Source organism: Achromobacter pestifer, from assembly GCF_902859625.1.
In the GTDB taxonomy this organism is placed as follows: domain Bacteria; phylum Pseudomonadota; class Gammaproteobacteria; order Burkholderiales; family Burkholderiaceae_B; genus Achromobacter; species Achromobacter pestifer.
In genome coordinates this window covers 86,846-111,942 of the sequence record NZ_CADIJX010000005.1, presented here as the reverse complement: position 1 = coordinate 111,942, position 25,097 = coordinate 86,846, and the positions used below count along the sequence as shown (strand labels likewise).

General features: G+C 63.4%; 21 protein-coding genes and 1 other RNA gene. 15 read left to right on the top strand and 7 right to left on the bottom strand.

The annotated features are described in order from the left end of the window. Positions 1-6: 6 nt before the first annotated feature. The 7 genes from HV753_RS19725 to ompA all read right to left on the bottom strand — a co-directional run bounded on the left by HV753_RS19725 (position 7) and on the right by ompA (position 7,993). Positions 7-2,223, bottom strand: coding sequence for a cellulose biosynthesis cyclic di-GMP-binding regulatory protein BcsB (locus HV753_RS19725; protein WP_246288331.1), 2,217 nt, complete (start codon positions 2,221-2,223; stop codon positions 7-9). Positions 2,224-2,257: 34 nt separating this feature from the next. Then, entirely contained in the window at positions 2,258-3,418 is a 1,161-nt protein-coding gene (gene wecB / locus HV753_RS19720) for a non-hydrolyzing UDP-N-acetylglucosamine 2-epimerase (protein WP_175176293.1), read from the bottom strand. Between the two features lie 444 nt (positions 3,419-3,862). Continuing rightward, positions 3,863-4,252: a transfer-messenger RNA gene (ssrA, locus tag HV753_RS19715) on the bottom strand. 90 nt (positions 4,253-4,342) lie between these two features. Continuing rightward, positions 4,343-5,518 (bottom strand): MFS transporter, encoded by a 1,176-nt coding sequence (locus HV753_RS19710; RefSeq protein WP_175176292.1) that lies wholly within the window; start codon positions 5,516-5,518, stop codon positions 4,343-4,345. Positions 5,519-5,860: 342 nt separating this feature from the next. Continuing rightward, complete coding sequence (locus HV753_RS19705) at positions 5,861-6,535, bottom strand: HAD-IA family hydrolase (protein ID WP_175176291.1); 675 nt, start codon at positions 6,533-6,535, stop codon at positions 5,861-5,863. Further along, positions 6,532-7,260 carry a bifunctional 2-polyprenyl-6-hydroxyphenol methylase/3-demethylubiquinol 3-O-methyltransferase UbiG gene (ubiG, locus tag HV753_RS19700; RefSeq protein ID WP_175176290.1) on the bottom strand — a complete coding sequence of 243 codons (729 nt, stop codon included), beginning with the start codon at positions 7,258-7,260 and terminating at the stop codon, positions 6,532-6,534. Before ubiG ends, HV753_RS19705 begins: the two co-directional genes overlap by 4 nt. A gap of 151 nt (positions 7,261-7,411) precedes the next feature. Further along, entirely contained in the window at positions 7,412-7,993 is a 582-nt protein-coding gene (gene ompA, locus HV753_RS19695) for an outer membrane protein OmpA (RefSeq protein WP_006225153.1), read from the bottom strand. Positions 7,994-8,406: 413 nt separating this feature from the next. Here ompA and gyrA point away from each other — a divergent pair, with 413 nt between their 5' ends. The 15 genes from gyrA (at position 8,407) to cysM (ending at position 25,035) form a co-directional block, all read left to right on the top strand. Beyond that, positions 8,407-11,079: a DNA gyrase subunit A gene (gene gyrA / locus HV753_RS19690; RefSeq protein ID WP_175176289.1), complete on the top strand. Its 2,673-nt coding sequence runs from the start codon at positions 8,407-8,409 to the stop codon at positions 11,077-11,079. Continuing rightward, positions 11,079-12,209 carry a 3-phosphoserine/phosphohydroxythreonine transaminase gene (gene serC, locus HV753_RS19685; protein WP_175176288.1) on the top strand — a complete coding sequence of 377 codons (1,131 nt, stop codon included), beginning with the start codon at positions 11,079-11,081 and terminating at the stop codon, positions 12,207-12,209. The genes gyrA and serC overlap by 1 nt, the downstream gene beginning before the upstream one ends. Then, the gene (gene pheA / locus HV753_RS19680; protein WP_175176287.1) at positions 12,202-13,287 is read left to right on the top strand and encodes a prephenate dehydratase; all 1,086 of its coding nucleotides are present in this window, start codon (positions 12,202-12,204) and stop codon (positions 13,285-13,287) included. Before serC ends, pheA begins: the two co-directional genes overlap by 8 nt. An 11-nt stretch (positions 13,288-13,298) precedes the next feature. Next, on the top strand, positions 13,299-14,420 hold the full coding sequence (gene hisC, locus HV753_RS19675; protein WP_175176286.1) for a histidinol-phosphate transaminase: 1,122 nt from the start codon (positions 13,299-13,301) through the stop codon (positions 14,418-14,420). After that, positions 14,417-15,319 carry a prephenate dehydrogenase gene (locus HV753_RS19670; protein ID WP_175176285.1) on the top strand — a complete coding sequence of 301 codons (903 nt, stop codon included), beginning with the start codon at positions 14,417-14,419 and terminating at the stop codon, positions 15,317-15,319. Before hisC ends, HV753_RS19670 begins: the two co-directional genes overlap by 4 nt. Positions 15,320-15,324: 5 nt before the next feature. Continuing rightward, positions 15,325-16,647, top strand: a complete 1,323-nt coding sequence (gene aroA / locus HV753_RS19665) for a 3-phosphoshikimate 1-carboxyvinyltransferase (RefSeq protein WP_175176284.1) — start codon at positions 15,325-15,327, stop codon at positions 16,645-16,647. 12 nt (positions 16,648-16,659) lie between these two features. Next, on the top strand, positions 16,660-17,349 hold the full coding sequence (cmk, locus tag HV753_RS19660) for a (d)CMP kinase (protein ID WP_175176283.1): 690 nt from the start codon (positions 16,660-16,662) through the stop codon (positions 17,347-17,349). 171 nt (positions 17,350-17,520) lie between these two features. Continuing rightward, positions 17,521-19,233, top strand: coding sequence for a 30S ribosomal protein S1 (rpsA, locus tag HV753_RS19655; protein WP_006225145.1), 1,713 nt, complete (start codon positions 17,521-17,523; stop codon positions 19,231-19,233). 3 nt (positions 19,234-19,236) lie between these two features. Further along, positions 19,237-19,596 carry an integration host factor subunit beta gene (locus HV753_RS19650; protein ID WP_049072346.1) on the top strand — a complete coding sequence of 120 codons (360 nt, stop codon included), beginning with the start codon at positions 19,237-19,239 and terminating at the stop codon, positions 19,594-19,596. Positions 19,597-19,775: 179 nt separating this feature from the next. After that, positions 19,776-20,090: a LapA family protein gene (locus HV753_RS19645; RefSeq protein WP_006225143.1), complete on the top strand. Its 315-nt coding sequence runs from the start codon at positions 19,776-19,778 to the stop codon at positions 20,088-20,090. A gap of 59 nt (positions 20,091-20,149) precedes the next feature. Further along, on the top strand, positions 20,150-21,373 hold the full coding sequence (gene lapB, locus HV753_RS19640) for a lipopolysaccharide assembly protein LapB (RefSeq protein WP_175176282.1): 1,224 nt from the start codon (positions 20,150-20,152) through the stop codon (positions 21,371-21,373). After that, complete coding sequence (gene rfaE1, locus HV753_RS19635) at positions 21,370-22,311, top strand: D-glycero-beta-D-manno-heptose-7-phosphate kinase (RefSeq protein ID WP_175176281.1); 942 nt, start codon at positions 21,370-21,372, stop codon at positions 22,309-22,311. The genes lapB and rfaE1 overlap by 4 nt, the downstream gene beginning before the upstream one ends. Beyond that, positions 22,308-23,297, top strand: a complete 990-nt coding sequence (rfaD, locus tag HV753_RS19630) for an ADP-glyceromanno-heptose 6-epimerase (protein WP_175176280.1) — start codon at positions 22,308-22,310, stop codon at positions 23,295-23,297. Before rfaE1 ends, rfaD begins: the two co-directional genes overlap by 4 nt. A 214-nt stretch (positions 23,298-23,511) precedes the next feature. Then, entirely contained in the window at positions 23,512-24,042 is a 531-nt protein-coding gene (locus HV753_RS19625; protein ID WP_175176279.1) for a ComEA family DNA-binding protein, read from the top strand. Positions 24,043-24,126: 84 nt separating this feature from the next. Beyond that, positions 24,127-25,035 (top strand): cysteine synthase CysM, encoded by a 909-nt coding sequence (gene cysM, locus HV753_RS19620; protein ID WP_175176278.1) that lies wholly within the window; start codon positions 24,127-24,129, stop codon positions 25,033-25,035. Positions 25,036-25,097: the final 62 nt, after the last annotated feature.

Here is a 25,097-nt window from a genome sequence, read left to right as displayed (position 1 = left end):
TCCGGGTTACTTGTTTTCCTTGTTCTTTCTACGGTTCACGCGCAGCGCGACGATCAGGATCAGAATCAGGATCAGCATGCTGATGCTGATGGCCGGCACGCTCCAGGAGATGTAGCGACGCCACTCGAAGAAGGCGCTCTCGCCTGCGCCGGGCGGGTGGCTGGCGTCGGGATTGGCGCTGTCGATCCAGGCCACCGGCCCGGTTGCGCCGATGATGGCGACGTTGCCGCGGTTCAGCACGAAGGGCGCGTCAAGCATGCCCGCGTGCTGGCCCAGCGTGTGCCACAACAAGCCGTCCTGACCGCCGCCGCTGACGACTTCCGCCGTGCTCAGGTGATCCAGGCCGGAAATGTCCAGCCAGGTCGCGTTCTTGCCGTCCACCTTCAACTGCTTGCGGTCGGTGACCTGGACCATGGGCTTGGCCCCATCCACCGTCACTTCCATCGCCAGGAAGGGGCGGCTGGGCTTGATCGTCTGGCCTGCTGTCGCCACCGTCAGTTCAGCGCGCGTCGCGGACACACCGCTGGCCGCAGCAATGCCGATCACCCGCTTGATATTGTCGGGCGCATCGGCCAGATAGCTGTCTGGAATGATCAGTTGCGGGTTGCCTGCCAACAAGGGCAGCAGGCCCACGAACGTGCCGTCGGGCTGTGCCTTGCCGGGCTTCACGTAGCTGGTGGGCAGCACGTTCACGGGATAGCCCTGAGGGATCTCGTTGCAGTCCACCGATACCGGCTGGCGTTGGAACGTCACGCGCACGGCATTGGTGACGCCCAGCGCATAGCCGGGCACGCGCGCGGTCAGGCGTTCGGGCTTGCCATTGGCATCCATCTGCTTGGCGGCAAGCAGGATGCCGTTCCAGAAGACCGACGCCACGGGTCGCGTCGACGACGCACCCGGCGCCGCGGCCAGGTCCATGATCAATTCGTCGGGCATCTGGCCGTCGGACGACACGGCTGCCAGCGGAAACGTTGCGTTCCAATCACCCCTGGCAACGACGTCGAAGCTGTCCGGCGAGCCACCCAGGGTCGTCAGACGCAGGCCGCCATCCTCGAACGTCTGGGGCGGCGTCGCCGTTTTCACGTTGACCTGCCGCGTCACCAGGATGCGGCGCCAGGCCGCGTCGAAGGCGCCTGCGCCCTGGGCGCCGGCATCGGCCGCCACCGCGATCACGGCTTGGCGGCCCAGCGCCAGCAGGCGGATGTCCTTTGACGGCAGGTCCGCGCCGGCCAGCGGCATGCGCTGTTGACGCCAGGCCTTGAATGCATCGGCTGCGTCGGAGTCCGACGCCAGTTGTGCCTGCAAGGCATCCAAGGCCTCGTTGTAGCGGGCGCGCAGCGAGGCATCGACGATCACGACGTCACCACTGACGGCGGGGGCGCCCAGGACCAACAGCGCGCCGATCTCGGCGGGGCTTGCCAGCTTGTGCGTCGCGTTGTCCGCCACGGCGGCGAATGCCGGAATCTGTCCCAAGCCCGCAGGGGCTTGCAGGCCGCGGGTGTCAACCTCGTCTCCCACCGAGGGGAACGCCTTGACCGTGACGCGCTTGCCCGTGCGCTCCATCGCCACGCCGATGCGCCAGGCGCTGTCGAAGGACTGCGGGTCCAGCTTGGCGGCCGGCACCATCAATATGGGTTTGCCGGGCAACGTGCCCCATGCGTCATCCAGGTTGCCGATGGCCGAAGCGTCGTAGCGATAGCTCAATCGGGTTTGTGGCGAGATGGTCAGCGCATTGGCCGTGGCGCGGTTGCTTTCGCAACGGCGCAGCGCGATCTCCGATTGCCAGTCCACGCCCAGTCGCAGAAAGCCCGTTTCGCGGTTACGGCGTTCCACGGTCAGGTTGCGGGCCACGGACCCGTCGCCGTCGGCAATCCGTTGTGCGGCTTGCGGCACGCCGTCCACCCACAGCACCATGCTGGTCCGGCCCGGTTCGCCCTTGGTGTATTTGGCGTCAAAGCTTAGCGTCGCGTCCGAAATGGGCACGCCGCGCGGGACGGGCAGATAGAAATCCTGCCGCGCGTCGCTGTTGCTCAAGACCACCGGCTCCGTGATGCCCAAGTCTTGCAGTGTCGTGTTGCGCGTCACCCAGTCATCACTTTGCAAACGCCGCAGTGCGTCACCGGCGGGGCTGGCCATCGCAGCCAAGGGAAGCAGCAGGCCGGCGGCCATCAAGGCGCGGCAAAGGGTACGGGCAACAGGAAGGGGCAGGGCGGGGTGGTGCATGGAGGCTCCGGGCAGGAAATGCGTCGCGAGGGCGTCAGGCGGAAGGGGCGGCGGTGGTTCCGTAGGGATCGAATTCCGATACGGCGCGTCCGCACAATGCGTCCACGATGCGTTGGCTGGCGTGGCCATCGCCATAAGGATTGATGCGCCGCGAGAAGGACGCATGGAGGTCGGGGTTGTCCAGCAAGCGGTTGACTTCGGTCACGATGCGCTGCGTGTCGGTACCGACCAGCGCCACCGTTCCCGCCCGCACGGCTTCCGGGCGTTCGGTGACGTCGCGCATCACCAGCACCGGCTTGCCTAAATAAGGGGCCTCTTCCTGCACGCCGCCGGAATCGGTCAGGATCAGATAGGAGCGTTGCATGAACCAGACGAAGTCCAGGTAATCCAGTGGATCGATCAGGTGCACATGCGACAGGCCGGCCAGGTCCGTCATCACCACGTTGCGCACCTGCGGGTTCAGATGCACGGGATAGACGATCTGCAAGTCTTCGCGCCGGGCCAGTTCCGCCAGCGCCGCGCAGATGTTCTTGAAACCCCCGCCAAAGCTCTCGCGCCGGTGGCCGGTCACCAGCAGCAGCCGCCGCGACGGGTCCAGCCAGTCGTAGCGGGCTTCCAGCTGGATGGCCAGCGGACCTTCGGGGTCCAGCTTGGCGCAGGTCATCGCCAGCGCATCGATCACGGTGTTACCGGTGACGGTAATGTGGCCAGCCAGGTTCTCGCGCAGTAAATTGCCGCGCGATTCCGCGGTCGGTGCAAACAACCAGTCACCGACCGCATCGACCACACGGCGGTTCATTTCCTCGGGAAAGGGCATGGCAAGGTTGCCCGTGCGCAAACCGGCTTCGACATGGCCGATGCGTACCCTGCGGTGAAACGACGCCAGCGCGCACGCCGATGCGGTGCTTGTGTCGCCATGCACCAGCACGCAGTCGGGCTGCTCGTCTTCCAGCACGCCGTCCACCCGGCTGATCAGCCGCGCGTAAAGTCCGTTCAGGGTTTGATTGGGGACCATGATGTCCAGGTCATGCTGGGCACGCAGGTCAAACAGTGCCAGCACCTGGTCCAGCATCTCCCGATGCTGGCCGGTCACGCACACCACGCTCTGGATCTGCGGCTCTTGTTGAAGCGCGGTGACCAGCGGAGCCATTTTGATGGCCTCGGGACGGGTGCCAAATATGGAAAGGACTTTCATCGCAAGAGTGACCTCACAGACGCTGGTGGCATTTCCTTGCGTTTATTATGTCTTGAAAGCATTGGTAATATGTGACGGAGTATTTCGACCACGAATAAGATTGGGGACACATTCAGTCAATGTCTGACGAGTCGTCCGAGCGTTGCCGATCTCCCTCGCAGAGAAAATGGGGTCGGGTCGAGTAAGGCGCGTTTTGCGGAGTGAATCCCGCGCGCTCCCTCTTGTTACTTTCCGTTGCGTTGGAGGCTTGTCGTGAACAGGCAACAACACCGGTACAACGATACGCTGCCGCCAACGCCTGAAACGCCGTTCGGCGTCAAGGAATGCAAAGCAATGGTGAGCAGTTGATGCGGGCTTGGGCGCGATCCGGTAAACGGCGGCCAAAAAAAATGGCCAACTCAATGAGTTGGCCATTTGCTAAGCACTGCGCAATAAAGCGGAATTTGGTGGAGCCGGGGGGAATTGAACCCCCGTCCGCAAGCCCTCTGCAATCAGTTCTACATGCGTAGTCGATTTATTTAGTTTTAACTTTGGACTTAGCCAACCGACAGGCCGGACCAAAGCGATTCACGTAATTTAAATCTGAGCCGTGTGACCCCAGCGCAGACCGATTCCTTGTGAATGTCGCTGCTGCGGTTCGAGGGTTACCCCCCTAGGAAGTTGCCTTCCTCCGCCTGACCCAAGGACAGATCAGTGCAGCGGCTCACCGCTTAAGCGGCGAGAGCGAAACGCTCGTCGTTGGCGTTTGTAGTGTTTCCAGTGGTTTAACGAGCGAACTGGTGCTCGGCATGCCCTGAGTTGTTTCGCGACCCACGTCGAATCCGGATCGGCCCCAAGAACTTCTATTGTACTGGTAAACGCAATAGCCTGCTGTGTTGTCCGCGCCCGCCTGTCCTGGCGTGGCGCGGCCGACACAAGCGCAGGTCAGGCGGCGTTGGCGCAGGCGGTTTTCGCCTGTCGCGGACGCGATGCCGCCATCAGCGCGAAGGCCAGGGCGACGGAAATTGCCACGATGACCGACGCCGCCCAGCCCAGTGAGGCCAAGCCGTAATGGTCGATCACGTTGCCGCCAACCACCGCGCCCAGCCCGATGCCCATGTTCGCGCCCGAGATGTTCAGCGAGGCGGCAAAAGCGGGCGCCTCGGGGGCGGCTTTCATCAGGCGCACGTGGCACACGATGAACAGCGCGGCTTGCGCGATGCCCCAGATTCCCAGCGCCACGGCCAGCAGGCCATGGGATTGCATCACGGGTATCACGAACGCCAGACCTGCCGCCATCATTGACGAAAACAGCGCGGTCGCACCCAGTGGGCTACGGTCCACCATGCGGCCACCCAGGGTGTTGCCGATCAGGCCGACGCCGCCAAAGGCCATCATGGTCCAGCCGACGATCTGCCCGTTGAACCCGGCCAGCCGCTCCAGCATGTCCGCCAGATAGGTGTAGGCGGTGAACATGCCCGTGAAAACCAGCAACGACAGCACCACGTGGCCCAGCACGATCGGGTTGCGCAGGATGCGCAACTGCGTGACCAGCTTGACGCTGTCGGCGCGGATTCGGGTGCTGGGAAACGCCAGCAGCAGAAGCAGCGCCTTGCCGAAGGCCACGCCTGACAACACCCAGAATGCCGCGCGCCAGCCAAACGCATCAGAGATCAGCACTCCGATCGGAATACCGAACACAGTGGCGGCGACGATGCCGAAAGCGACCATCGAAATGGCGCGGCCGGCACGGGCCGGGCCAACCAGCTCCACCGCCGTGGCACTCGCCAGCGACCAGAACACGGGCAACGCCAGCGCGGGCACGAAACGGGCGATCGCCATGACCCAGATGTTCGGTGCCATCGCGGCCACCGCGTTGGACACGCCGAACAGGGCCAGCACGCCGATGAACAGGCGCTTGCGTTCGACATTGGCCATCAATGCGGTCAATAGCGGGCCGGTGGCCGCCACCGTGAAGGCAAACAGCGAAACCAGCAAGCCAGCCTGGGACACCGTGACGTTCAGATCCCGGGCCAGCCCTGGCAGCAGGCCCACGATCAGGAATTCGGTGGTCAGAATGGTGAAACCGGCGGCAGAAAGTAGCAGGATGGGCAAAAGCATAGGCGTTCCTCTGGCGCGATGCCGTCAGGCGGCGCGCGGGGCAGGGCGTTATAGGTGTACTAAAGGTCTAAGGGGCGCGGCGGCAAAGAGCCGGGCGCTGCGTGACGGCAGAATGCCGCCAGCGCGAAGGTGAAGGTTGCGGAGAACTGCCGCAACGCCGGCGTTAGCCGGAATGGCAATCGGGAGGCACCCGAATACCTTGCATGAGTGACACTTTAAAGGAGTTTGAAATCCGGATAAAGCGTCTGGCGCCGGATAGATTGTTCGGTGCAGCCAACTAATTTGCTCGAACAATGGCAAGAAAGTCGGCGGGCCGTCAGGCAGCCCGCCGCATCGGGCACGTCAGCGCAGGTCGCTGGGCAGCAGCGGCTGGATGGCGGACCACAATTCTGCGGGCGTGTTCGCGCAGGTTTCGGCTTCCCAGGTGCTGATATTGTCTTCTTCGCCCACGTACCCATAGGCTGCCGCCACGGCGGGCATGCCCGCAGCATGCGCGGCCTGGATGTCGCGCAGGTCATCGCCCACATAGACACAGCGGTCAACGGCGAAACCGGCTTCGCGCGCGGCATGTTGCAGCGGCAACGGGTGCGGTTTGGCGTGGGCGGTGGTGTCGCCGCAGACCAATACCGCGCTGTCGCGCGTCAGATCCAGGAATTCGACGATTGGCAACGTCAGGTAGGTGACCTTATTGGTGACGATGCCCCAGGACAGGCCGCGCCGGCGGATGTCGGCCAGAAGGGCCTCGATGCCGGGGAACAGCTTGCTGTGCACCGTCGAGCTGGATGCGTAGTCTTCCAGGAACTGTAGGCGCGTAGGCTCGTAGTCCGGGTCTCCCGGTTTCAAATCCAGCGCCACGCGCAGCAGACCGCGCGCTCCTTGCGACGCCACGGGGCGCAGCGCCTCGTAAGCCATGGGCTCCAGACCCCGGCGCGTGCGTTGCCGGTTGGCGGCAGCAGCCAGGTCGGGGGCGGTGTCGGCCAGGGTGCCGTCGAAGTCAAACAGGATCAGGGCGCTCATTTGCGGGTAGCCATCAGGTAGTTGACCGAGGTGTCGGACGACAGCGAGTAGATCTGGGTGATCGGGTTGTATTCCATGCCGCGCATGCTGATCGGCTCCAGGCTGGCGGCACGTGCCGCCGCGGACAGTTCGCTGGGCTTGATGAACTGGTCGTAGCTGTGGGTGCCGCGCGGCAGCAGGCGCAAGACGTATTCGGCGCCGACGATGGCAAACAGGAACGCCTTGGCGTTGCGGTTCAGGGTTGAAAAGAACACCCATCCGCCCGGTGTCACCAGCGTCGAGCACGCGCGCACGATAGAGGCGGGGTCCGGCACATGCTCCAGCATTTCCATGCAGGTCACCACGTCGTACTGGCCCGGCTGCTCCGCGGCCAGATCTTCCACGGGCACCTTGCGGTATTCCACCTTCACGCCCGATTCCAGGCCGTGCAGGCGGGCAACCTTCAGCGACTTGTCGGCCAGGTCGATGCCCGTGACCTCGGCGCCGCCGCGGGCCATCGCTTCCGACAGGATGCCGCCGCCGCAACCCACGTCCAGGACTTTCTTGCCCGTCAGGCTGCCCGCGCATTCCTGGATCCATTCCAGCCGCAGCGGATTGATGGTGTGCAGGGGCTTGAACTCGCTTTCAGGGTCCCACCAGCGGCTGGCCAGGGCGCTGAACTTGTCCAGTTCAGCTTGGTCGGCGTTGACGGCGGGGCGTTCGGAGTCGTGAATTTGCGTGGTCATGGGCGGTCCAGCGAAAAGCGACGCTATATATAGAGAGGGGTTCGTCGCGCTACAGGCGGGGAGGAAACACGCCATTGCACCAACGTGGTGCAAGACGGACGAAAAAAAGGGCCTCGCTATGCGAGGCCCTTTATTGTAGCTAGTCCGGCAATTACTTGCGGCTACCCACGATTTCGATTTCAACGCGACGGTTTTGGGCACGGCCCTCTTTCGTCTTGTTGGAAGCGATCGGGTTCGACTCGCCCTTGCCTTCCGTATAGATACGGTTGGGGTCGATACCCTTGCTGACCAGGTAGGTCTTGACCGAAGCGGCGCGGCGCTCGGACAGCTTCTGGTTGTAGGCGTCAGTACCGATCGAGTCGGTGTGGCCAACAGCAATGATGGTTTCCAGCTCGATACCGCGAGCTTGCTGGGCGACTTGATCCAGCAGCTGACGGCCTTCGGGCTTCAGGGTCGACTTGTCGAAGTCGAAGAACGTGTCAGCATTGAACACGACCTTTGCCGCCATCGGGGCCGGCTTCGCCTTCTGTTGTGCAACCGGGACACCGTCGCAACCGGGGATACCGGTAGCAGGGGTCCAGAAAGCATCGCGCCAGCACAATTCGTTCGTACCGTTTTTCCAAACGTTACCGAACGGGTTGCGCCAGTTGTCCACGGTTTGCGCGGAAGCTACACCAGAGGCCGTGACGGCGGCGAAGGCGAGCGCCAGAGCGAATTTGGAGGGTTTGTTCATGTTTCTCCTCGTTGAGCTTGAAGCTGGATAAGTGACTCGCAGCGAACCCCCGCCGCATATCAGGAAAACGGGGCCAGTATAGCAACGCCAAGAGCTGGTTCAAAGGAATAGCTACTGGGTTTCCTGCGTGCTGGAAACAATCTTAAGGCATTTGGGGGGCTTTGGCTTCCCTGGAGAGGCGCATTAACGCTGGATACGACGTTTTCGGCACTCCATTGGTTTTCCATGTTGGTTTTTGACAACAAGGCCGTTGGGCGCGGGCCGACGGCCGGACGGGCCGCCCCTGTGACATCCAGCAAAGACCGCTCATTGGGCACTTCCCGCAGCGTCTCGGAACGGGATCGGAATCGAATGATAGAATTTCCTGTTTACCCGGCCCGGGTTCCTCCTTACACGATTCTGTCGTTATATATATGGATTCCTTTGCCAAGGAGACGCTTCCGGTTTCGCTGGAAGAAGAGATGCGCCGCAGTTACCTCGATTACGCAATGAGCGTGATCGTTGGGCGGGCGCTACCGGATGTGCGGGACGGGCTCAAACCCGTCCACCGGCGCGTGCTCTACGCGATGCATGAGCTGAACAACGATTGGAATCGCGCCTATAAGAAGTCGGCGCGTATCGTCGGGGACGTCATCGGTAAATACCACCCCCACGGCGACCAATCCGTCTATGACACCATCGTTCGCATGGCGCAGGATTTCTCCATGCGCTACATGCTGGTCGATGGCCAGGGTAACTTCGGCTCGATCGACGGCGATAACGCCGCGGCGATGCGTTACACCGAAATCCGCCTGGCCAAGATCGCTCACGAATTGCTGGCCGACATCGACCAGGAAACGGTGGACTTCGGCCCCAACTACGATGGCAGCGAGCAAGAGCCGCTGCTGTTGCCGTCGCGCTTGCCCAACCTGCTGGTCAACGGCAGCTCGGGCATCGCGGTGGGCATGGCCACCAATATTCCGCCGCACAACCTCCAGGAAGTGGTCGACGGCTGCCTGTACTGCCTGCGCAATCCGGCCTGCACGGTCGATGAGCTGATCGAGCTCATTCCGGCACCCGATTTCCCCACGGGCGGCATCATCTACGGCATGTCCGGCGTGCGCGAAGGCTATCGCACGGGTCGCGGCCGCGTCATCATGCGCGCCAAGACCCACTTTGAAGACATGGAGAAGGGCAATCGCCAGGCGATCGTGATCGACGCGATTCCCTACCAGGTCAACAAGAAGACCTTGCAGGAACGCATTGCCGAGCTCGTCAACGACAAGAAAATCGAAGGCATCTCCGATATTCGCGACGAGTCCGACAAGGACGGCATGCGTCTGGTCATCGAGCTCAAGCGCGGCGAGGTTCCCGAGGTTGTCCTGAACAACCTGTACAAGAACACGCAGCTGCAAGACACCTTCGGGATGAACCTGGTGGCACTGGTCGACGGCCAGCCCCGCCTGCTCAACCTGAAGCAGATGATCGACTACTTCCTGCAACATCGCCGCGAAGTGGTCACGCGCCGCACCGTGTTCCAGTTGCGCAAGGCCCGCGAACGCGGCCACGTGCTGGAAGGCTTGGCGGTTGCATTGGCCAACATCGACGATTTCATCACCATCATCAAGGCAGCGCCGACGCCTCCCGTCGCCCGCCAGGAGTTGATGGCGAAGTCTTGGGATTCCTCGCTGGTTCGCGACATGCTGTCGCGCGCCGACGGCGACACGCCGGGAGGCCGCGCGGCCTTCCGTCCGGACGACCTGGGCACCGAATTCGGCCTTCAGGGCGACGGCATGTACCGTCTGAGCGACACGCAGGCTCAGGAAATCCTGAACATGCGCCTGCAACGCCTGACCGGGCTGGAGCAGGACAAGATCGTTGGCGAATACAAGGACATCATGTCCACCATTGCCGACCTGCTCGACATTCTGGCTCGCCCCGAGCGCATCACGACGATCATTTCCGAAGAGCTGCAAGCCATCAAGGCGGAATTCTCGACCAACACGAAGGACTCGCGTCGTTCGGAAATCGAATTGAACGCGACCGAGCTCGACACCGAGGATCTGATCACGCCCACCGACATGGTCGTGACCTTGTCGCATGGTGGCTACATCAAGAGCCAGCCCTTGTCCGAATACCGCTCGCAAAAGCGTGGCGGACGCGGCAAGCAGGCCACGGCGATGAAGGAAAACGACTGGATCGACCAGCTGTTCATCGCCAACACGCACGACTTCCTGCTGTGCTTCTCGAACCGCGGCCGCGTGTATTGGCTGAAGGTCTGGGAAGTGCCCCAAGGCACGCGCAATTCGCGCGGCAAGCCCATCGTCAACATGTTCCCGCTGGCTGACGGCGAGAAGGTCACGGTGGTGTTGCCGGTCAAGGAATTCAGCGAAGATCATTTCGTCTTCATGGCGACGTCGCGCGGCACGGTCAAGAAGACCCCGCTGTCCGACTTCTCCAACCCGCGCAAGGCCGGCATCATCGCCGTCGACCTTGACGATGGCGACTACCTGATCGGCGCCGACCTGACCGATGGCAAGCATGACGTCATGCTGTTCTCGGATTCGGGCAAGGCTGTCCGCTTCGACGAAAACGACGTGCGTCCGATGGGCCGCAATGCTCGCGGCGTGCGCGGCATGATGCTCGAGGAAACGCAGACCGTCATCGCGCTGCTGGTGGCCGGCGACGAAACGCAGACCGTGCTGACCGCCACCGAAAACGGTTATGGCAAGCGCACGCCGATCGGCGAATACACGCGCCACGGCCGTGGCACGAAGGGCATGATCGCCATCCAGACCAGCTCGCGTAACGGCAAGGTCGTGGGCGCGGTGCTGGTCAATCCGACCGACGAAATCATGCTGATCACCACTGGCGGCGTGCTGGTGCGTACCCGTGTCTCGGAAATCCGTGAAATGGGCCGCGCGACACAAGGCGTCACGCTGATCAACGTTGATGATGGCAGCACCCTGTCTGGCGTGCGCCGTGTCGTCGAAAGCGATGCGGACGACGACGGCGAACTGGACGAAGACGTCCAGGACGACGGCGGCGACGACAGCAATGGCGCAGCAGCGGATTCGACGGACTCGACGGAACCTACGGAGCAATAATGGCCCGCCCCTGGAACTTCTCGGCAGGCCCTTCGGCCTTGCCCGAGGTGGTATTGCAGCAAGCAGCAGCTGAGATGCTGGATTGGCACGGAAGCGGCATGTCCGTGATGGAAATGAGCCATCGCGGCAAGCACTTCGTGCAGATCTGCGACGAAGCTGAATCGGATCTGCGTGATCTGCTGGGCTTGCCCGCTGACTACGCCGTCATGTTCATGCAAGGCGGAGGTTCCGGGGAAAACGCCATCGTTCCCATGAATCTCATGGGGCGCCGCGATACGCCGGCCGCTGATTTCGTCGTGACGGGCCATTGGTCCAAGCGTTCGTACAAGGAAGCCGGCCGCTACGGCAGTGCCCAGGTGGCGGCAAGCAGCGAGCAGGCTATCCAGCTGGACGGCCGCGAGCAGGGGCCGCTGACCTGGGTGCCGCCGGTCGATACCTGGAAGGTTCGTCCGGAATCCGCGTACCTGCATCTGTGCAGCAATGAAACCATCGGCGGCGTCGAGTTCATGGACTGGCCCGACACCGCCGCGCTGGGCGCACCCGACGTGCCGCTGGTCGTCGATGCGTCTTCGCATTTCCTGTCGCGTCCGATGGATGTGACGCGCTGCGGCATGATGTATGCCGGCGCGCAAAAGAATGCGGGCCCGGCTGGCGTGACCATGGTCATCGCACGCCGCGACCTGATCGGCCACGCCTTGCCGATTTGCCCGTCGGCCTTTGATTACGCCAACGTGGCAGCGGAGCATTCACGCTACAACACGCCGCCGACGTTTGCGATCTATATCGCAGGCCTGGTCTTCAAGTGGGTCAAGGCCAATGGCGGCGTTGCAGGCATGGATGCGGCCAATCAGGCCAAGGCCGACTTGCTGTACGGCTATCTGGACAGCACCGCGTTCTACCGCAATCCCATTCACGCACCCGTGCGTTCGCGGATGAACGTGCCGTTCGTGCTGCGCGACGATTCGCTCAATGACGCCTTCCTGCAAGGCGCCGACGCGGCTGGCCTGACGCAGTTGAAGGGGCACAAGAGCGTGGGCGGCATGCGTGCCTCCATCTACAACGCCGTCCCCCTTGCTGGGGTGTCGGCGCTGGTCGAGTACCTGAAGGAATTCGAGCGCCGCTATGGATGACGACCTGCAACGCAAGTTGCGCCCCTTGCGTGAACGCATCGATGCGTTGGACGCGCAGATCCTGGACCTGCTGTCGCAGCGCGCCCGCGCCGCGCTGGAAGTTGGCGAGGCCAAGCATGCCGCGCATGCGGATGGTCCGGTGTTGCGCCCCGAGCGCGAAGCCGAGGTCATCCGCCGTTTGCAGCAGATCAACCCTGGTCCGTTCCCGAATGCGGGTGTGGCGTCGGTCTGGACCGAGATCATCTCGGCCTGTCGTGGCCTGGAGCGCGGCATGACCGTGGCATACCTGGGGCCGCAAGGTTCGTTTTCCGAACAGGCGGCACTGGAACATTTCGGCCATGCCGTGCAGAAGCTGCCGTGCGCCTCGTTCGACGAGGTTTTCCGCGCGGTCGAAGGCGGCCAGGCGGACGTGGGCATGGTGCCGGTGGAGAACTCCACCGAAGGCGCCGTCAACCGCAGCCTGGACCTGTTGTTGAACACGCCGCTGACGATTCTGGGCGAGCGTTCCCTGGTCATCCGCCATTGCCTGATGTCGCAGTCGGGCGGCATGGATGGCATCAAGACCATTTCCGCGCATCCGCAAGCGCTGGCCCAGTGCCAGGGCTGGCTGACGCGCCATTACCCTGATCTTGACCGCGTGGCTGCCTCCAGCAATTCCGAGGCGGCGCGGGCGGCGGCGGGCGATCCCACCGTCGCGGCGATTGCCGGTGAAGTGGCCGCGCCGGCCTGGAACCTACAGGTCGTCGCAGCGGGTATTCAGGACGATCCGCACAACCGTACCCGCTTCCTGGCCATCGGCAACATCCAGCCGCTGGTCAGCGGCAAGGACAAGACCAGCCTGATCCTGGCGGTGCCGAACCGGGCGGGCGCGGTCTATGAAATGCTGGCGCCGCTGGCGGCCAATGGCGTGTCGATGACACGCTTCGAGTCGCGCCCCGCGCGCACCGGCCAGTGGGAATATTATTTCTACGTTGATGTCCTGGGTCACCGCAATGACCCGAACGTCGAGCGCGCCCTTGCCGCCTTGCAGGCGCAGGTCGCCTACCTGAAAGTGCTGGGTTCCTACCCGGCGCCGTGAGCCTCCACACCATGACCACCGCATCCAAGCCCCTCGTTGCTCCCGCGCATGTCAGCGCCATTGCGCCTTACCAGGCGGGCAAGCCCATTGAAGAACTGGCCCGCGAGTTCGGGCTGGATCCGGCGGGCATCGTCAAGCTGGCTTCCAATGAAAATCCGCTGGGCATGCCCAAGTCGGCGCGTACGGCCATGCTGGCCGCCGCTGAATCGTTGGCGCGCTATCCCGATCCCAACGGTTTCGACCTGAAGGCAGCGTTGGCGGAACGCTACGGCGTGCCGATGAACTGGATCACGTTGGGCAACGGCTCGAACGACATCCTGGAAATCGCCGCGCTGGCGCTGCTGGAGCCAGGGGCGTCGGCGGTGTATGCGCAGCATTCGTTCGCGGTGTATCGCCTGGCCACGCAAGCGCGCGGCGCGCGCCACATCGTGGTGCCGGCGCAAGATTACGGCCATGACCTGGACGCGATGTTCGACGCCATTGCCGACGACACGCGCTTGCTGTTCATCGCCAATCCCAACAATCCCACGGGCACCTTCGTGCCGGGCGACAAGGTCGCGGCGTTCCTTGAGCGCGTGCATGCCACCCACGGCGACCGTGTCACGGTGGTGCTGGATGAAGCCTACAACGAATATCTGGACCCCGAGTTCCGCTTCGACAGCACTGCGCTGGCTCGCCGGTTCCCGAACCTGATCATCTCGCGCACGTTCTCCAAGGCCTACGGCCTGGCGGGCCTGCGCGTGGGCTTCTCGGTGGCGCAACCGCCCCTGACGGATCTGCTGAATCGCGTGCGTCAGCCGTTCAACGTGAATACGCTGGCGCAGGCCGCGGCGATCGCCGCGCTGGGCGATGCCGCCTACCTGGAAGAGGCGTATGCCTCGAACAAGTCCGGCAAGGCGCAGTTGTGCGCGACGTTTGACCGTTTGAAGCTGCGGTATGTGCCCAGCTACGGCAATTTCGTGCTGGTGCATGTGGGTGATGCCCCGCGCATCAATCTGGAATTGCTCAAGCGCGGCGTGATCGTGCGCCCGGTGGCCGGCGATGGCCTGCCTGAATGGCTGCGGGTGTCGATCGGATTGCCCGAAGAGAACGCGCGTTTCATTGATGCCCTGACCGCCATCCTGTCCGAATGAACCAAGCGTCACCTTCTACCGATCAGGGGGCCGTTGGCCCCCTGATTCCTGTATTGGCCGTGGTGGGTGTGGGGCTGATCGGCGGATCCTTCGCGGCGGCACTGCGTCAGGCGGGGCAAGTGGGCCAAGTGCTGGGAGTGGGGCGCAATGCGTCATCGCTTGCGCGCGCGGTCGAACTTGGCTTGATCGACGAGGCCGTCAGTGCCGAGGATGCGGCGTCTCGCGCCGATCTGATCTTGCTGTCCACGCCCGTCGGTGGCTTGAAGAATGTGCTGGCGCGGATGCTGCCGCATCTGGGCGCGGCGACGGTGCTGACCGATGCGGGCAGCACCAAAGCCGAAGTCGTCGAGGCCGCGCGTGAGGCGCTGGGCGGCAGTATCGGGCGCTTCGTGCCAGGCCATCCCATCGCGGGCGCCGAGCGCACGGGGCCGGATGCCGCCGACGCCGAGTTGTATCGCGGCCGCACGGTCATCCTGACGCCGATCGCCGAAAACAGCGCATCGTCCGCCGATCTGGTGCGCCGCGCCTGGGAAGCCTGCGGCGCCAGCGTGATCGACATGGATGCCGACGCGCACGACCGCGTGCTGGCTTCGGTCAGCCATCTGCCGCATCTGCTGTCGTCGGTCTATATGGAACAAGTGGCCACGGCTGCCGATGCCCGGACCCGACTGGATCTGGCCGGCAGTGGTTTTCGTGACTTCACGCGCATCGCGGCGGGTTCGCCGGAGATGTGGCGCGATATCTTTTTATCCAACCGCGACGCGATGCTGGCCGAGCTTGCCGACCTGCGCGCCGTCCTGGATCGTGCCGAGCGCGCCATTGCCCATGGCGATGACGCAGCGTTGCTGGCGTTGCTTGATACCGCGGCCCAGGCGCGCAGACGCTGGCGCAAGGAGTAGCTGACATGGGTGCATTGCCTTATCTGGATCTGCCGCGCGTGCGGCAAGCGCAGGGCGTGATGGCCTTGCCGGGTTCCAAAAGTATTTCCAACCGCGTGTTGCTGCTGTCGGCCATTGCCGAAGGCACTACGGTCATTACCGGCTTGCTGGATTCCGACGATACGCGCGTGATGCTCGGCGCCTTGCGCCAGCTGGGTGTGCAGGTGTCCGATCTTGACGCTGGCCGCGTCACCGTTGAGGGCGTGCGCCGCTTTCCGGTCGAAAGCGCTGACCTGTTCATGGGTAACGCCGGCACCGCGATTCGTCCGCTGACCGCCGCATTGGCGTTGATGGGCGGTGACTATCGTCTGTCGGGCGTGCCGCGCATGCACGAGCGTCCGATCGGCGACCTGGCTGATGCGCTGAACGCGCTGGGCGCGCGCATCGACTACCTGGGCCAGCCCGGCTATCCGCCCCTGCATATTGGCCGCGGTGAGATCGCCACGGATGCCGTCACGCGGGTGCAGGGGTCGGTGTCCAGTCAGTTCCTGACTGCCTTGCTGCTGGCCGCGCCCATTCAGGCGGGCCGCAGCGGAAAGCCCGTGACGATCGAGGTCGTGGGTGATCTGATCTCCAAGCCTTACATCGAGATCACGTTGAACCTGATGGCGCGCTTCGGCGTGCAAGTGCAGCGCGACGGCTGGAGCCGGTTTGTGATTGACGGCAGTGCCGCTTATCGCAGCCCGGGTCAGATCGCGGTGGAAGGCGATGCCTCCACGGCGTCCTATTTCCTGGCGCTGGGCGCCATCGGCGGTGGGCCGTTGCGAGTGACGGGCGTGGGTGCCGACAGCATTCAGGGCGACGTCGCGTTCGCCGACACGCTTGCGCAGATGGGCGCGAAGGTGGTTCATGGGCCCGACTGGATCGAGGTGTCCGGTGTCCGGGTGGCCGACGGCGCACGGCTCAAGGCTTTCGACACCGATTTCAACCTGATCCCGGATGCCGCGATGACGGCTGCCGCGCTGGCCCTGTACGCCGACGGCCCGTGCCGTCTGCGCAACATCGGCAGTTGGCGCGTGAAGGAAACCGACCGCATCCATGCCATGCAGACCGAACTGGAAAAGCTGGGCGCGCAAGTGGAATCGGGGCCAGATTGGCTGCGCGTCATTCCGCCGGCACAGGACGCCTGGCGCGATGCGCATATCGGCACCTGGGACGACCATCGCATGGCCATGTGCTTTTCGCTGGCGGCTTTTGGCCCCGCCGCAGTCCGTATTTTGGAACCCGGTTGCGTCAGCAAGACGTTCCCGGGTTATTTTGATGTCTACGCAAGCCTGGTATCGGCCTAGCGCAAACCCCACATGACTTTGACTTCTTCGACTGATTTCTCCGCCGCCGTCATCACCATTGATGGTCCGACCGCCTCCGGCAAGGGCACCGTGGCGCATCGTGTCGCCAAGGCGCTGGGCTGGGCGGTGCTGGACAGCGGCGCGCTGTACCGTCTGACGGCCCTGGCCGCCCTCAATCAGGGCGTGCCCGCGGAAGATGAGGCCGGCGTGGCCCGTGTGGCGGAAACGCTGGATGTGCGCTTTGATGGCCCTCACGTCTATCTGGGCGGCGTGGATGTGGGTCATGACATCCGCCGTGAGGAAGTCGGTAATTTCGCGTCCCGCGTGGCGGCGTTCCCGGGCGTGCGTCAAGCGCTGCTTGAGCGCCAGCGCGCTTTTCGCCTGCCCCCAGGGCTGGTGGCGGACGGCCGCGACATGGGTACGGTGGTGTTCCCCGATGCGTCCCTGAAGGTGTTCCTGGTGGCCGACGTGGTCGCCCGGGCGGAGAGGCGCCGTAAGCAGTTGATCGAAAAGGGAATTTCTGCTAATCTAGATGACCTTCTGCGAGACATGCGCGAGCGAGACGCCCGCGATACCGAGCGGGCTACTGCGCCGCTTGCTCCCGCAGCAGATGCACATGTGCTGGATTCGTCTAATTTGACGATTGCAGAGACGGTGCAGGCAATACTGAATTTCTGGCAACAGGTCCAGGCGAAAGCTTGACCACCTAAGTTAGCCAGCACACTTTGATTAGGCCCTGCTCCCGCCAGGCGACACCCCCACGGGCCACCCCGCAAGGGCAAACCGGCAGACAGGTATTTTGACTCCACTGTGGCGGGCAATCCGCTGCGGTGTGTTTTTAACGGCCATTTCGGCCCAATGGATTTCAACCCCATGTCTTCCGTTTCCACTACCGCCACCGGCGGCGAAAGCTTCGCCGACCTTTTCGCCCAAAGCCTCAAGAGCCAGGACATGAAGTCCGGCGAGGTCATCAGCGCCGAAGTCGTTCGCGTCGACCATAACTTTGTCGTCGTCAACGCCGGCCTGAAGTCCGAAGCGCTGATCCCCCTGGAAGAGTTCCTGAATGACCAGGGCGAGCTCGAAGTGCAACCCGGCGATTTCGTCTCGGTGGCCATCGATTCCCTGGAAAACGGCTACGGCGACACCATCCTGTCGCGTGACCGCGCCAAGCGCCTGTCGGCCTGGCTGCAACTGGAAAAGGCCCTGGAAAACGGCGAGCTGGTTACCGGCACCATCACCGGCAAGGTGAAGGGCGGCCTGACCGTCATGACCAACGGCATCCGCGCGTTCCTGCCGGGTTCGCTGGTGGATCTGCGTCCGGTCAAGGACACCACCCCGTACGAAGGCAAGACCCTCGAATTCAAGGTCATCAAGCTCGACCGCAAGCGCAACAACGTTGTGCTGTCGCGTCGCCAAGTGCTGGAAGCCAGCATGGGCGAAGAGCGTCAAAAGCTGCTCGAAACCCTGCACGAAGGTGCTGTGGTCAAGGGCGTGGTCAAGAACATCACCGACTACGGCGCGTTCGTTGACCTGGGCGGCATCGACGGCCTGTTGCACATCACCGACATGGCATGGCGTCGCGTGCGTCACCCGTCCGAAGTCCTGCAAGTGGGTCAAGAAGTCGAAGCCAAGGTCCTCAAGTTCGACCAGGAAAAGAGCCGCGTCTCGCTGGGCGTCAAGCAGCTGGGCGAAGATCCGTGGGTGGGCCTGGCTCGCCGCTACCCGCAAGGCACCCGCCTGTTCGGCAAGGTCACGAACCTGACCGACTACGGCGCGTTCGTTGAAGTCGAAGCCGGCATCGAAGGCCTGGTTCACGTCTCTGAAATGGACTGGACCAACAAGAACGTCGACCCGCGCAAGGTTGTTACCCTGGGCGAAGAAGTCGAAGTCATGGTCCTGGAAATCGACGAAGACCGTCGTCGTATCTCCCTGGGCATGAAGCAGTGCCGTCAGAACCCGTGGGAAGAGTTCGCTACGAACTTCAAGCGCGGCGACAAGGTCCGCGGCGCCATCAAGTCGATCACCGACTTCGGCGTGTTCGTTGGTCTGCCTGGCGGTATCGACGGCCTGGTTCACCTGTCCGACCTGTCGTGGACGGAAACGGGCGAAGAAGCCGTGCGCAACTTCAAGAAGGGCGACGAGATCGAAGCCGTGGTTCTGGGCATCGATACCGACAAGGAACGCATCTCGCTGGGCATCAAGCAGCTGGAAGGCGACCCCTTCAACAACTTCGTCGCCACGTTTGACAAGGGCGCGGTTGTTCCGGGCACCATCAAGTCCGTCGAAGCCAAGGGCGCTGTTGTTACGCTGTCCGTGGACGTTGAAGGCTACCTGCGCGCTTCCGAGATCTCCTCGGGCCGCGTTGAAGATGCCACCACCGTTCTGAACGCTGGCGAAAACATCGAAGCCATGATCGTCAACATCGACCGCAAGACGCGCTCGATCCAACTGTCGATCAAGGCCCGTGACAACGCTGAGACCGCCGACACGATCCAGCGCATGTCCGACGCCAGCGCTTCGTCCGGCACCACCAACCTCGGCGCGCTGCTGAAGGCCAAGCTGGACCAACAGCGCAACGACGGTTAATTCGTGACCAAGTCGGAGCTGATCGCCGCCTTGGCGGCCCGCTATCCTCAGCTGGCCGCCCGAGACACCGATTACGCGGTCAAGACCGTGCTGGATGCAATGACCCAGGCCCTGGCCTCGGGTCAGCGCATCGAGATCCGCGGTTTTGGCAGCTTCTCGTTGTCGCAGCGGTCTCCCCGCATCGGTCGTAATCCGAAATCCGGCGAACAAGTGCTGGTACCTGGTAAACAGGTGCCGCACTTCAAGGCGGGCAAGGAATTGCGCGAACGGGTGGACCTGGTCGGCGGCAATGATGAGGACGCTCAATCTTCTGGATCGAGTGAACCGATGCCGTCCATGGCGAGCTTGCACGCCATGCATTGACGGCTCGGCGCAAAGGCTGCCTACGGGCAGATCGGACCGAGAACAGGCCCCTTGAGAAATCAAGGGGCTTTGTTTTTTCCGTTCCAGCGCTTGTCTGTTCAAGGCCTTGCAGGTTTTTTTCTTGTGGCTTTGCGACGTCGCTTACAATTGACAGTCTTGAATTATCTGGAGCATGCGTCATGCGCTATCTAGTCTGGGCCCTGCGATTGCTCGTGTTTATTGCCGTATTGATGTTCGCCCTGAAGAACACCGATCCGGTCGCCGTGAAGTTCTACGCGGATTACGTCGTGCAAGACGTCCCGTTGATCGTTGTGATGCTGGTCGTATTCGTGGCCGGAGCCCTGTTTGGCCTGTTGCTGACCGTGCCTGCCGCCATGCGCCGCCGCCGTGAAGCCATGCGTTTGCGTCGCGAGCTGGATCGCGTCCAGGCAGCGGTTAATGGCACCACGCCTGTCGTGCCTCCGGAAGCTGTTGCGCCGATGTCGCCGCTGTGACGGCTTGCCGTCCGCCGCACACCTCCTTTTCGCACTGAATTACCGCAAGAGCCCGAATAGTGGATTTTGAACCTTGGTGGTTGATTTTCGTGCCGGTATTGTTCGCGCTGGGCTGGTTGGCCGCGCGCTTCGATATTCGGCAGATGCTTCGGGAAACCCGCAGCCTGCCCGACTCGTATTTCCGGGGGCTTAACTTCCTGTTGAACGAGCAGCCAGACCGTGCGATCGACGCTTTCGTGGAAGTCGCCAAGCTGGATCCCGAAACGACCGAGCTGCACTTTGCGCTGGGTAGTCTTTTCCGTCGCCGCGGCGAGATGGAGCGCGCCATCCGCGTCCATCAAAGCCTGTTGAGCCGGTCTGATCTGCCTGCTGCCGAGCGCGAGCATGCACAGCATGAATTGGCGCAAGATTTCCTGAAGGCCGGGATGCTGGATCGCGCCGAAAGTGGCTTTGAACAGTTGAAGGACACGCGCTACGCGCTGCCGGCATTGCGCTCGTTGATCCGCATTTTTGAATCCGAGCATGACTGGCCGCGCGCCATCGAAGCCGTCAAGACGCTGCAAGGGCTGGTTGACGAGCCGGTGCCGCAGATCGTGCACTATTACTGCGAGCAAGCTCAAACCGCCCTGACCGCGAAGCCGCCTGACGTGGACGCCGCGCACAAGGCGCTGGATGCCGCCGATCATGCCCTGTCGACCACCGACGCGGCGGCAGGCAAGGGCGCGATGGTACGCACGGCCATGCTGCGTGCCCGCCTGGCGCTGATGGAGCAGGATCCAAAGCGCGAACGGCTTTACCTGGAATCGGTGATGACCGACGCCCCGGAGTATGCGGGGCTGGTGGCCGAGCAGTTGCTGGCCAATTATCGCGCGGCCAATCAGGTGGCGGCGGGGTTGGAATTCCTGCAAAAACAGTATCAGCGGCATGCGTCGCTGGACTTGTTCAATGTGGTGTTCCGTGAATTGCGCGTCCAGCAAGGCTCAGCCGTCGCTTGGACCTTTGCGCGCGGCGCATTGCGCAGCCATCCGTCCCTATTGGGTCTGGATCGCTTGCTGGAGGCCGAACTGGCCAGTCCCGAAACCGGTGCCGGGGAGCAGGAACAGGGCCCCGTGCCGGGCGCTGACCTGACGCTGCTGCGCAGCCTGATCCATAAGCATACGCAACGACTGGACCGCTATGCGTGCCGCAGTTGCGGTTTTCAAGCGCGTCGTTTTTACTGGCAATGTCCCGGCTGCAATGCCTGGGAGACCTATGCGCCGCGCCGCCTGGAAGAACTTGAATGATGCCTTTCCCCGCTGAAGCCATTTCGCGTAGCCGCGTTCTCGTGGTTGGCGACGTGATGCTGGACCGCTATTGGTTTGGCGAAGTTGAGCGCATTTCGCCGGAAGCGCCGGTGCCGGTGGTGCGCGTTGCGCGCCGCGAAGACCGCTTGGGCGGCGCCGCCAACGTGGCGCGCAACGTTGCGGCTCTGGGCGGCCACGTGACGCTGGTGGGTGTGCTGGGCGAAGACGAAGCGGGCGACAGCATCCGCCGTCTGTCCGCCGAAGCGGGCATCCAGGCAGACCTGATCGCCGACCCCTCGCTTCACACCACACTGAAGATGCGTGTGCTGGGCCGTCAGCAGCAGTTGCTGCGCGTGGACTTCGAGCAGCATCCGGAGCAGGCTGCTCTGGATGGCGTGGATGCCGCGCTGGCCCGTCACCTGGCCAATCACGACATCGTTGTGCTGTCCGACTATGCCAAGGGCGTGTTGACCCGCGTTGAATCGCTGCTGGCCATGGCGCGCCATGCGGGCATCCCGGTGCTGGTGGACCCCAAGGGCGACGACTACGCGCGCTATCGCGGTGCGACGTTGGTTACGCCGAACCGCGCGGAAATGCAGCAGGCCGTGGGCCGCTGGAATTCCGAAGCCGAACTGACCGATCGGGCGCAGCGCTTGCGCGCCGATCTGGACCTGGAAGCCTTGCTTGTGACGCGCTCCGAGCAGGGCATGACTTTGTTTACCGATACCGGGCGTGACCACATCGATGCCCAGGCGCACGAAGTGTTCGACGTGTCTGGTGCGGGCGATACCGTGCTGGCGACGCTGGCGGTTTCGCGCGCTATCGGGTTGCCGTGGGCCGAGGCGATGGGTTGGGCCAACAAGGCAGGCGGCATTGCCGTGGGCAAGTTGGGCACGTCTGTCGTCACCGCCGCGGAACTGGCTGGAGAATCCTCATGATCGTCGTTACCGGAGCCGCAGGCTTCATTGGCAGCAACCTGGTGCGCGGGCTGAACCGCCGCGGCATCAAGGACATCATCGCGGTGGATGATCTGACCGAGGGCGACAAGTTCGTCAACCTGGTCGATTGCCAGATCGCCGAATACATGGACAAGGACGATTTTCGCCGCAAGGTTGCCGATGGCAGCTTGCCCGCGGTGCGAGCCGTGCTGCACCAGGGCGCATGTTCGGACACGACCGAGCGCAATGGCCGCTACATGATGGACAACAACTATCGTGTCACGCTGGAGTTGTTCGAGTTCTGCCAGGCGCGGCGCATTCCGTTCCTGTATGCCTCGTCGGCAGCCGTGTATGGCGGTTCGTCGATCTACGTCGAGCATCCTGACAACGAAGGCCCATTGAACGTCTACGGCTATTCCAAGCTGCTGTTCGATCAGGTGCTGCGCACGCGCATGAACAATCTGACGGCGCAGGTCGTGGGGTTGCGCTACTTCAATGTGTACGGCCCGCACGAACAGCACAAGGGGCGCATGGCCTCGGTGGCGTTCCACAACATGAACCAGTTCCTGGAGCATGGCCACGTGCGCCTGTTCGCAGGCTGGGACGGCTATGTGGACGGTGGCCAGAGCCGAGACTTCATTTCGGTCGAAGACGTGGTGGCTGTCAATCTGCATTTCCTGGATCATCCCGAACAGTCGGGTATCTTCAACTGCGGCACGGGACGGGCACAGCCTTTCAATGACGTGGCGGCTGCGGTGGTGAATACCCTGCGCGCCGAGCGCGGTGAAGCCGAGCTGACGCTGGCTCAGCTGGTGGAGCTGGACTTGATCCGCTATATCCCGTTCCCCGACGATCTGAAGGGCCGCTATCAGAGCTACACGCAAGCGGATGTCACGCAATTGCGCACCGCTGGCTTCTACGCCCCGATGCGCGATGTGCAGACCGGTGTGGCCGAGTACGTCCGCTATTGGCGTGCACGTCGCTAGATGCCGCTGGGCGTCGCTGGACGCTGGTAGCCTCCAGGCGGGTATCGCGCCCGCTTGCTTGTGAAAAAGACCACCGCTCTGGTGGTTTTTTTTCGCCCGCGTACTTGCCGGGGTGGACTTTTTCGTTCACCCCGCCGCCGGTCGATGAGGCGAATGGCGATGATTCAAGGGTGGCGCGACAGCCGTTGCGCCGTGTCCTTCCAGGAGACCCCTCATGAATCCGTTCCTAGAATCCAAGGCTGTTCAGGTGGCAGCTTGCCCGCCGTGGCGCCGCCTTCGGCATCTGCGGCGGCCTGCGCGGACGACGTGCGGGCAAGGCGCCTGGCGCACGCTGCGTCAGGCGCTGGGCACGCTGCTGGTGACGGCGGGGCTGGGCGTGGCGGCGCCACCCGCCCATGCGCTGGACGTCAATCAGGCCACCGCGCAGCAGCTGGAAAGCGTACGCGGAATTGGCCCGCGCACCGCCGAGATCATCGTGAGCGAGCGGGAGCGGGGCGGCAAGTTCGATTCGTTTGAAGACCTGGCGGAGCGCGTACGCGGCATTGGGCTGAAGAAGGCCCAGGCCTTGGAAGCCGCGGGCCTGCAAATCGGGGCCGGCGCGGCGGCGGCAGGCAAGGGAGCCGCCGCCAATGGGGCTGCCGCCAATGGAGCCGCCGGGGCCAAGCCGGCCGAGCGCAAACCTGCGCCGCCGTCCTCCCCATCCGCTGCCCCCGCTGCTGCCTTGAAGGCTCCGGCCCGCCGCTGACAAAAGCGCGGCCGCCTGGGGAGCCCCTGGCGGGAGCGCGGCTTTTGGCCGTGCCCGCCGCCGGGCGGAGTTATGATCGTCCGCATGACTACTACCTACCCCACTATCGAGCAGACCGTCGGCAACACGCCGCTGGTGCGTTTGCAGCGCATTCCTGGTGCCGCGGGCGCCGCGCGTGGCAACGTCATCCTGGCCAAGCTGGAAGGCAACAATCCGGCCGGTTCCGTGAAGGACCGCCCGGCGTTGTCGATGATCAAGCATGCGGAAGCGCGCGGCGATATCAAGCCGGGCGATACCCTGATTGAAGCGACCAGCGGCAATACCGGCATCGCGCTGGCCATGGCCGCCGCCATGAAAGGCTACCGCATGATCCTGATCATGCCGGACAACCTGTCGGTGGAGCGCCGTGCGGCCATGGCGGCGTATGGCGCCGAACTGATCCTGACACCGGCCGACAAGGGCGGCATGGAGTACGCCCGCGACCTGGCCACCGAAATGCAGGCAGATGGCCGAGGCGTGGTGCTGGACCAGTTCGCCAACCCCGACAATCCGCGCGCGCACGTGGAAACCACCGGCCCCGAACTCTGGGACCAGACCGAAGGCCGCATCACGCATTTTGTCAGCGCGATGGGCACGACGGGCACCATCATGGGCGTGTCGACCTATCTGAAGTCGCGCAATCCTGCGGTGCAGGTGGTGGGCGCGCAGCCGGCGGAAGGCTCGCAGATTCCTGGCATCCGCAAGTGGCCCGAAGCCTATCTGCCGAAGATTTTTGACCGCAGCCGCGTGGACGCCTACGAGTCCATCGAGCAGTCGGAAGCTGAAGTCATGGCACGCCGGCTGGCCGCGGAAGAGGGCATTTTCGGCGGTATCTCATCCGCTGGTGCGCTGGTTGCCGCGTTGCGGGTGGCCGAGCGCGTCAATGACGCCACCATTGTGTTCATCGTGTGCGACCGCGGCGACCGCTATCTGTCCACGGGCGTCTTCAACTGAACGCCTGACCGTCCCGCCAAGTGAAAACGCCCCGTTCACCGGGGCGTTTTCATGTCTGCCGC

What these genes read in the sequence shown, in the direction of transcription:
- ompA (WP_006225153.1), bottom strand. Translation starts at nt 7,993, where the DNA reads ATGAACAAACCCTCCAAATTCGCTCTGGCGCTCGCCTTCGCCGCCGTC.
- wecB (WP_175176293.1), bottom strand. Translation starts at nt 3,418, where the DNA reads ATGAAAGTCCTTTCCATATTTGGCACCCGTCCCGAGGCCATCAAAATG.
- HV753_RS19625 (WP_175176279.1), top strand. Translation starts at nt 23,512, where the DNA reads ATGAATCCGTTCCTAGAATCCAAGGCTGTTCAGGTGGCAGCTTGCCCG.
- rpsA (WP_006225145.1), top strand. Translation starts at nt 17,521, where the DNA reads ATGTCTTCCGTTTCCACTACCGCCACCGGCGGCGAAAGCTTCGCCGAC.
- HV753_RS19710 (WP_175176292.1), bottom strand. Translation starts at nt 5,518, where the DNA reads ATGCTTTTGCCCATCCTGCTACTTTCTGCCGCCGGTTTCACCATTCTG.
- cysM (WP_175176278.1), top strand. Translation starts at nt 24,127, where the DNA reads ATGACTACTACCTACCCCACTATCGAGCAGACCGTCGGCAACACGCCG.
- HV753_RS19645 (WP_006225143.1), top strand. Translation starts at nt 19,776, where the DNA reads ATGCGCTATCTAGTCTGGGCCCTGCGATTGCTCGTGTTTATTGCCGTA.
- pheA (WP_175176287.1), top strand. Translation starts at nt 12,202, where the DNA reads ATGGATGACGACCTGCAACGCAAGTTGCGCCCCTTGCGTGAACGCATC.
- ubiG (WP_175176290.1), bottom strand. Translation starts at nt 7,260, where the DNA reads ATGACCACGCAAATTCACGACTCCGAACGCCCCGCCGTCAACGCCGAC.
- hisC (WP_175176286.1), top strand. Translation starts at nt 13,299, where the DNA reads ATGACCACCGCATCCAAGCCCCTCGTTGCTCCCGCGCATGTCAGCGCC.
- gyrA (WP_175176289.1), top strand. Translation starts at nt 8,407, where the DNA reads ATGGATTCCTTTGCCAAGGAGACGCTTCCGGTTTCGCTGGAAGAAGAG.
- serC (WP_175176288.1), top strand. Translation starts at nt 11,079, where the DNA reads ATGGCCCGCCCCTGGAACTTCTCGGCAGGCCCTTCGGCCTTGCCCGAG.
- aroA (WP_175176284.1), top strand. Translation starts at nt 15,325, where the DNA reads ATGGGTGCATTGCCTTATCTGGATCTGCCGCGCGTGCGGCAAGCGCAG.
- rfaD (WP_175176280.1), top strand. Translation starts at nt 22,308, where the DNA reads ATGATCGTCGTTACCGGAGCCGCAGGCTTCATTGGCAGCAACCTGGTG.
- HV753_RS19670 (WP_175176285.1), top strand. Translation starts at nt 14,417, where the DNA reads ATGAACCAAGCGTCACCTTCTACCGATCAGGGGGCCGTTGGCCCCCTG.
- rfaE1 (WP_175176281.1), top strand. Translation starts at nt 21,370, where the DNA reads ATGATGCCTTTCCCCGCTGAAGCCATTTCGCGTAGCCGCGTTCTCGTG.
- HV753_RS19705 (WP_175176291.1), bottom strand. Translation starts at nt 6,535, where the DNA reads ATGAGCGCCCTGATCCTGTTTGACTTCGACGGCACCCTGGCCGACACC.
- cmk (WP_175176283.1), top strand. Translation starts at nt 16,660, where the DNA reads ATGACTTTGACTTCTTCGACTGATTTCTCCGCCGCCGTCATCACCATT.
- HV753_RS19725 (WP_246288331.1), bottom strand. Translation starts at nt 2,223, where the DNA reads ATGCACCACCCCGCCCTGCCCCTTCCTGTTGCCCGTACCCTTTGCCGC.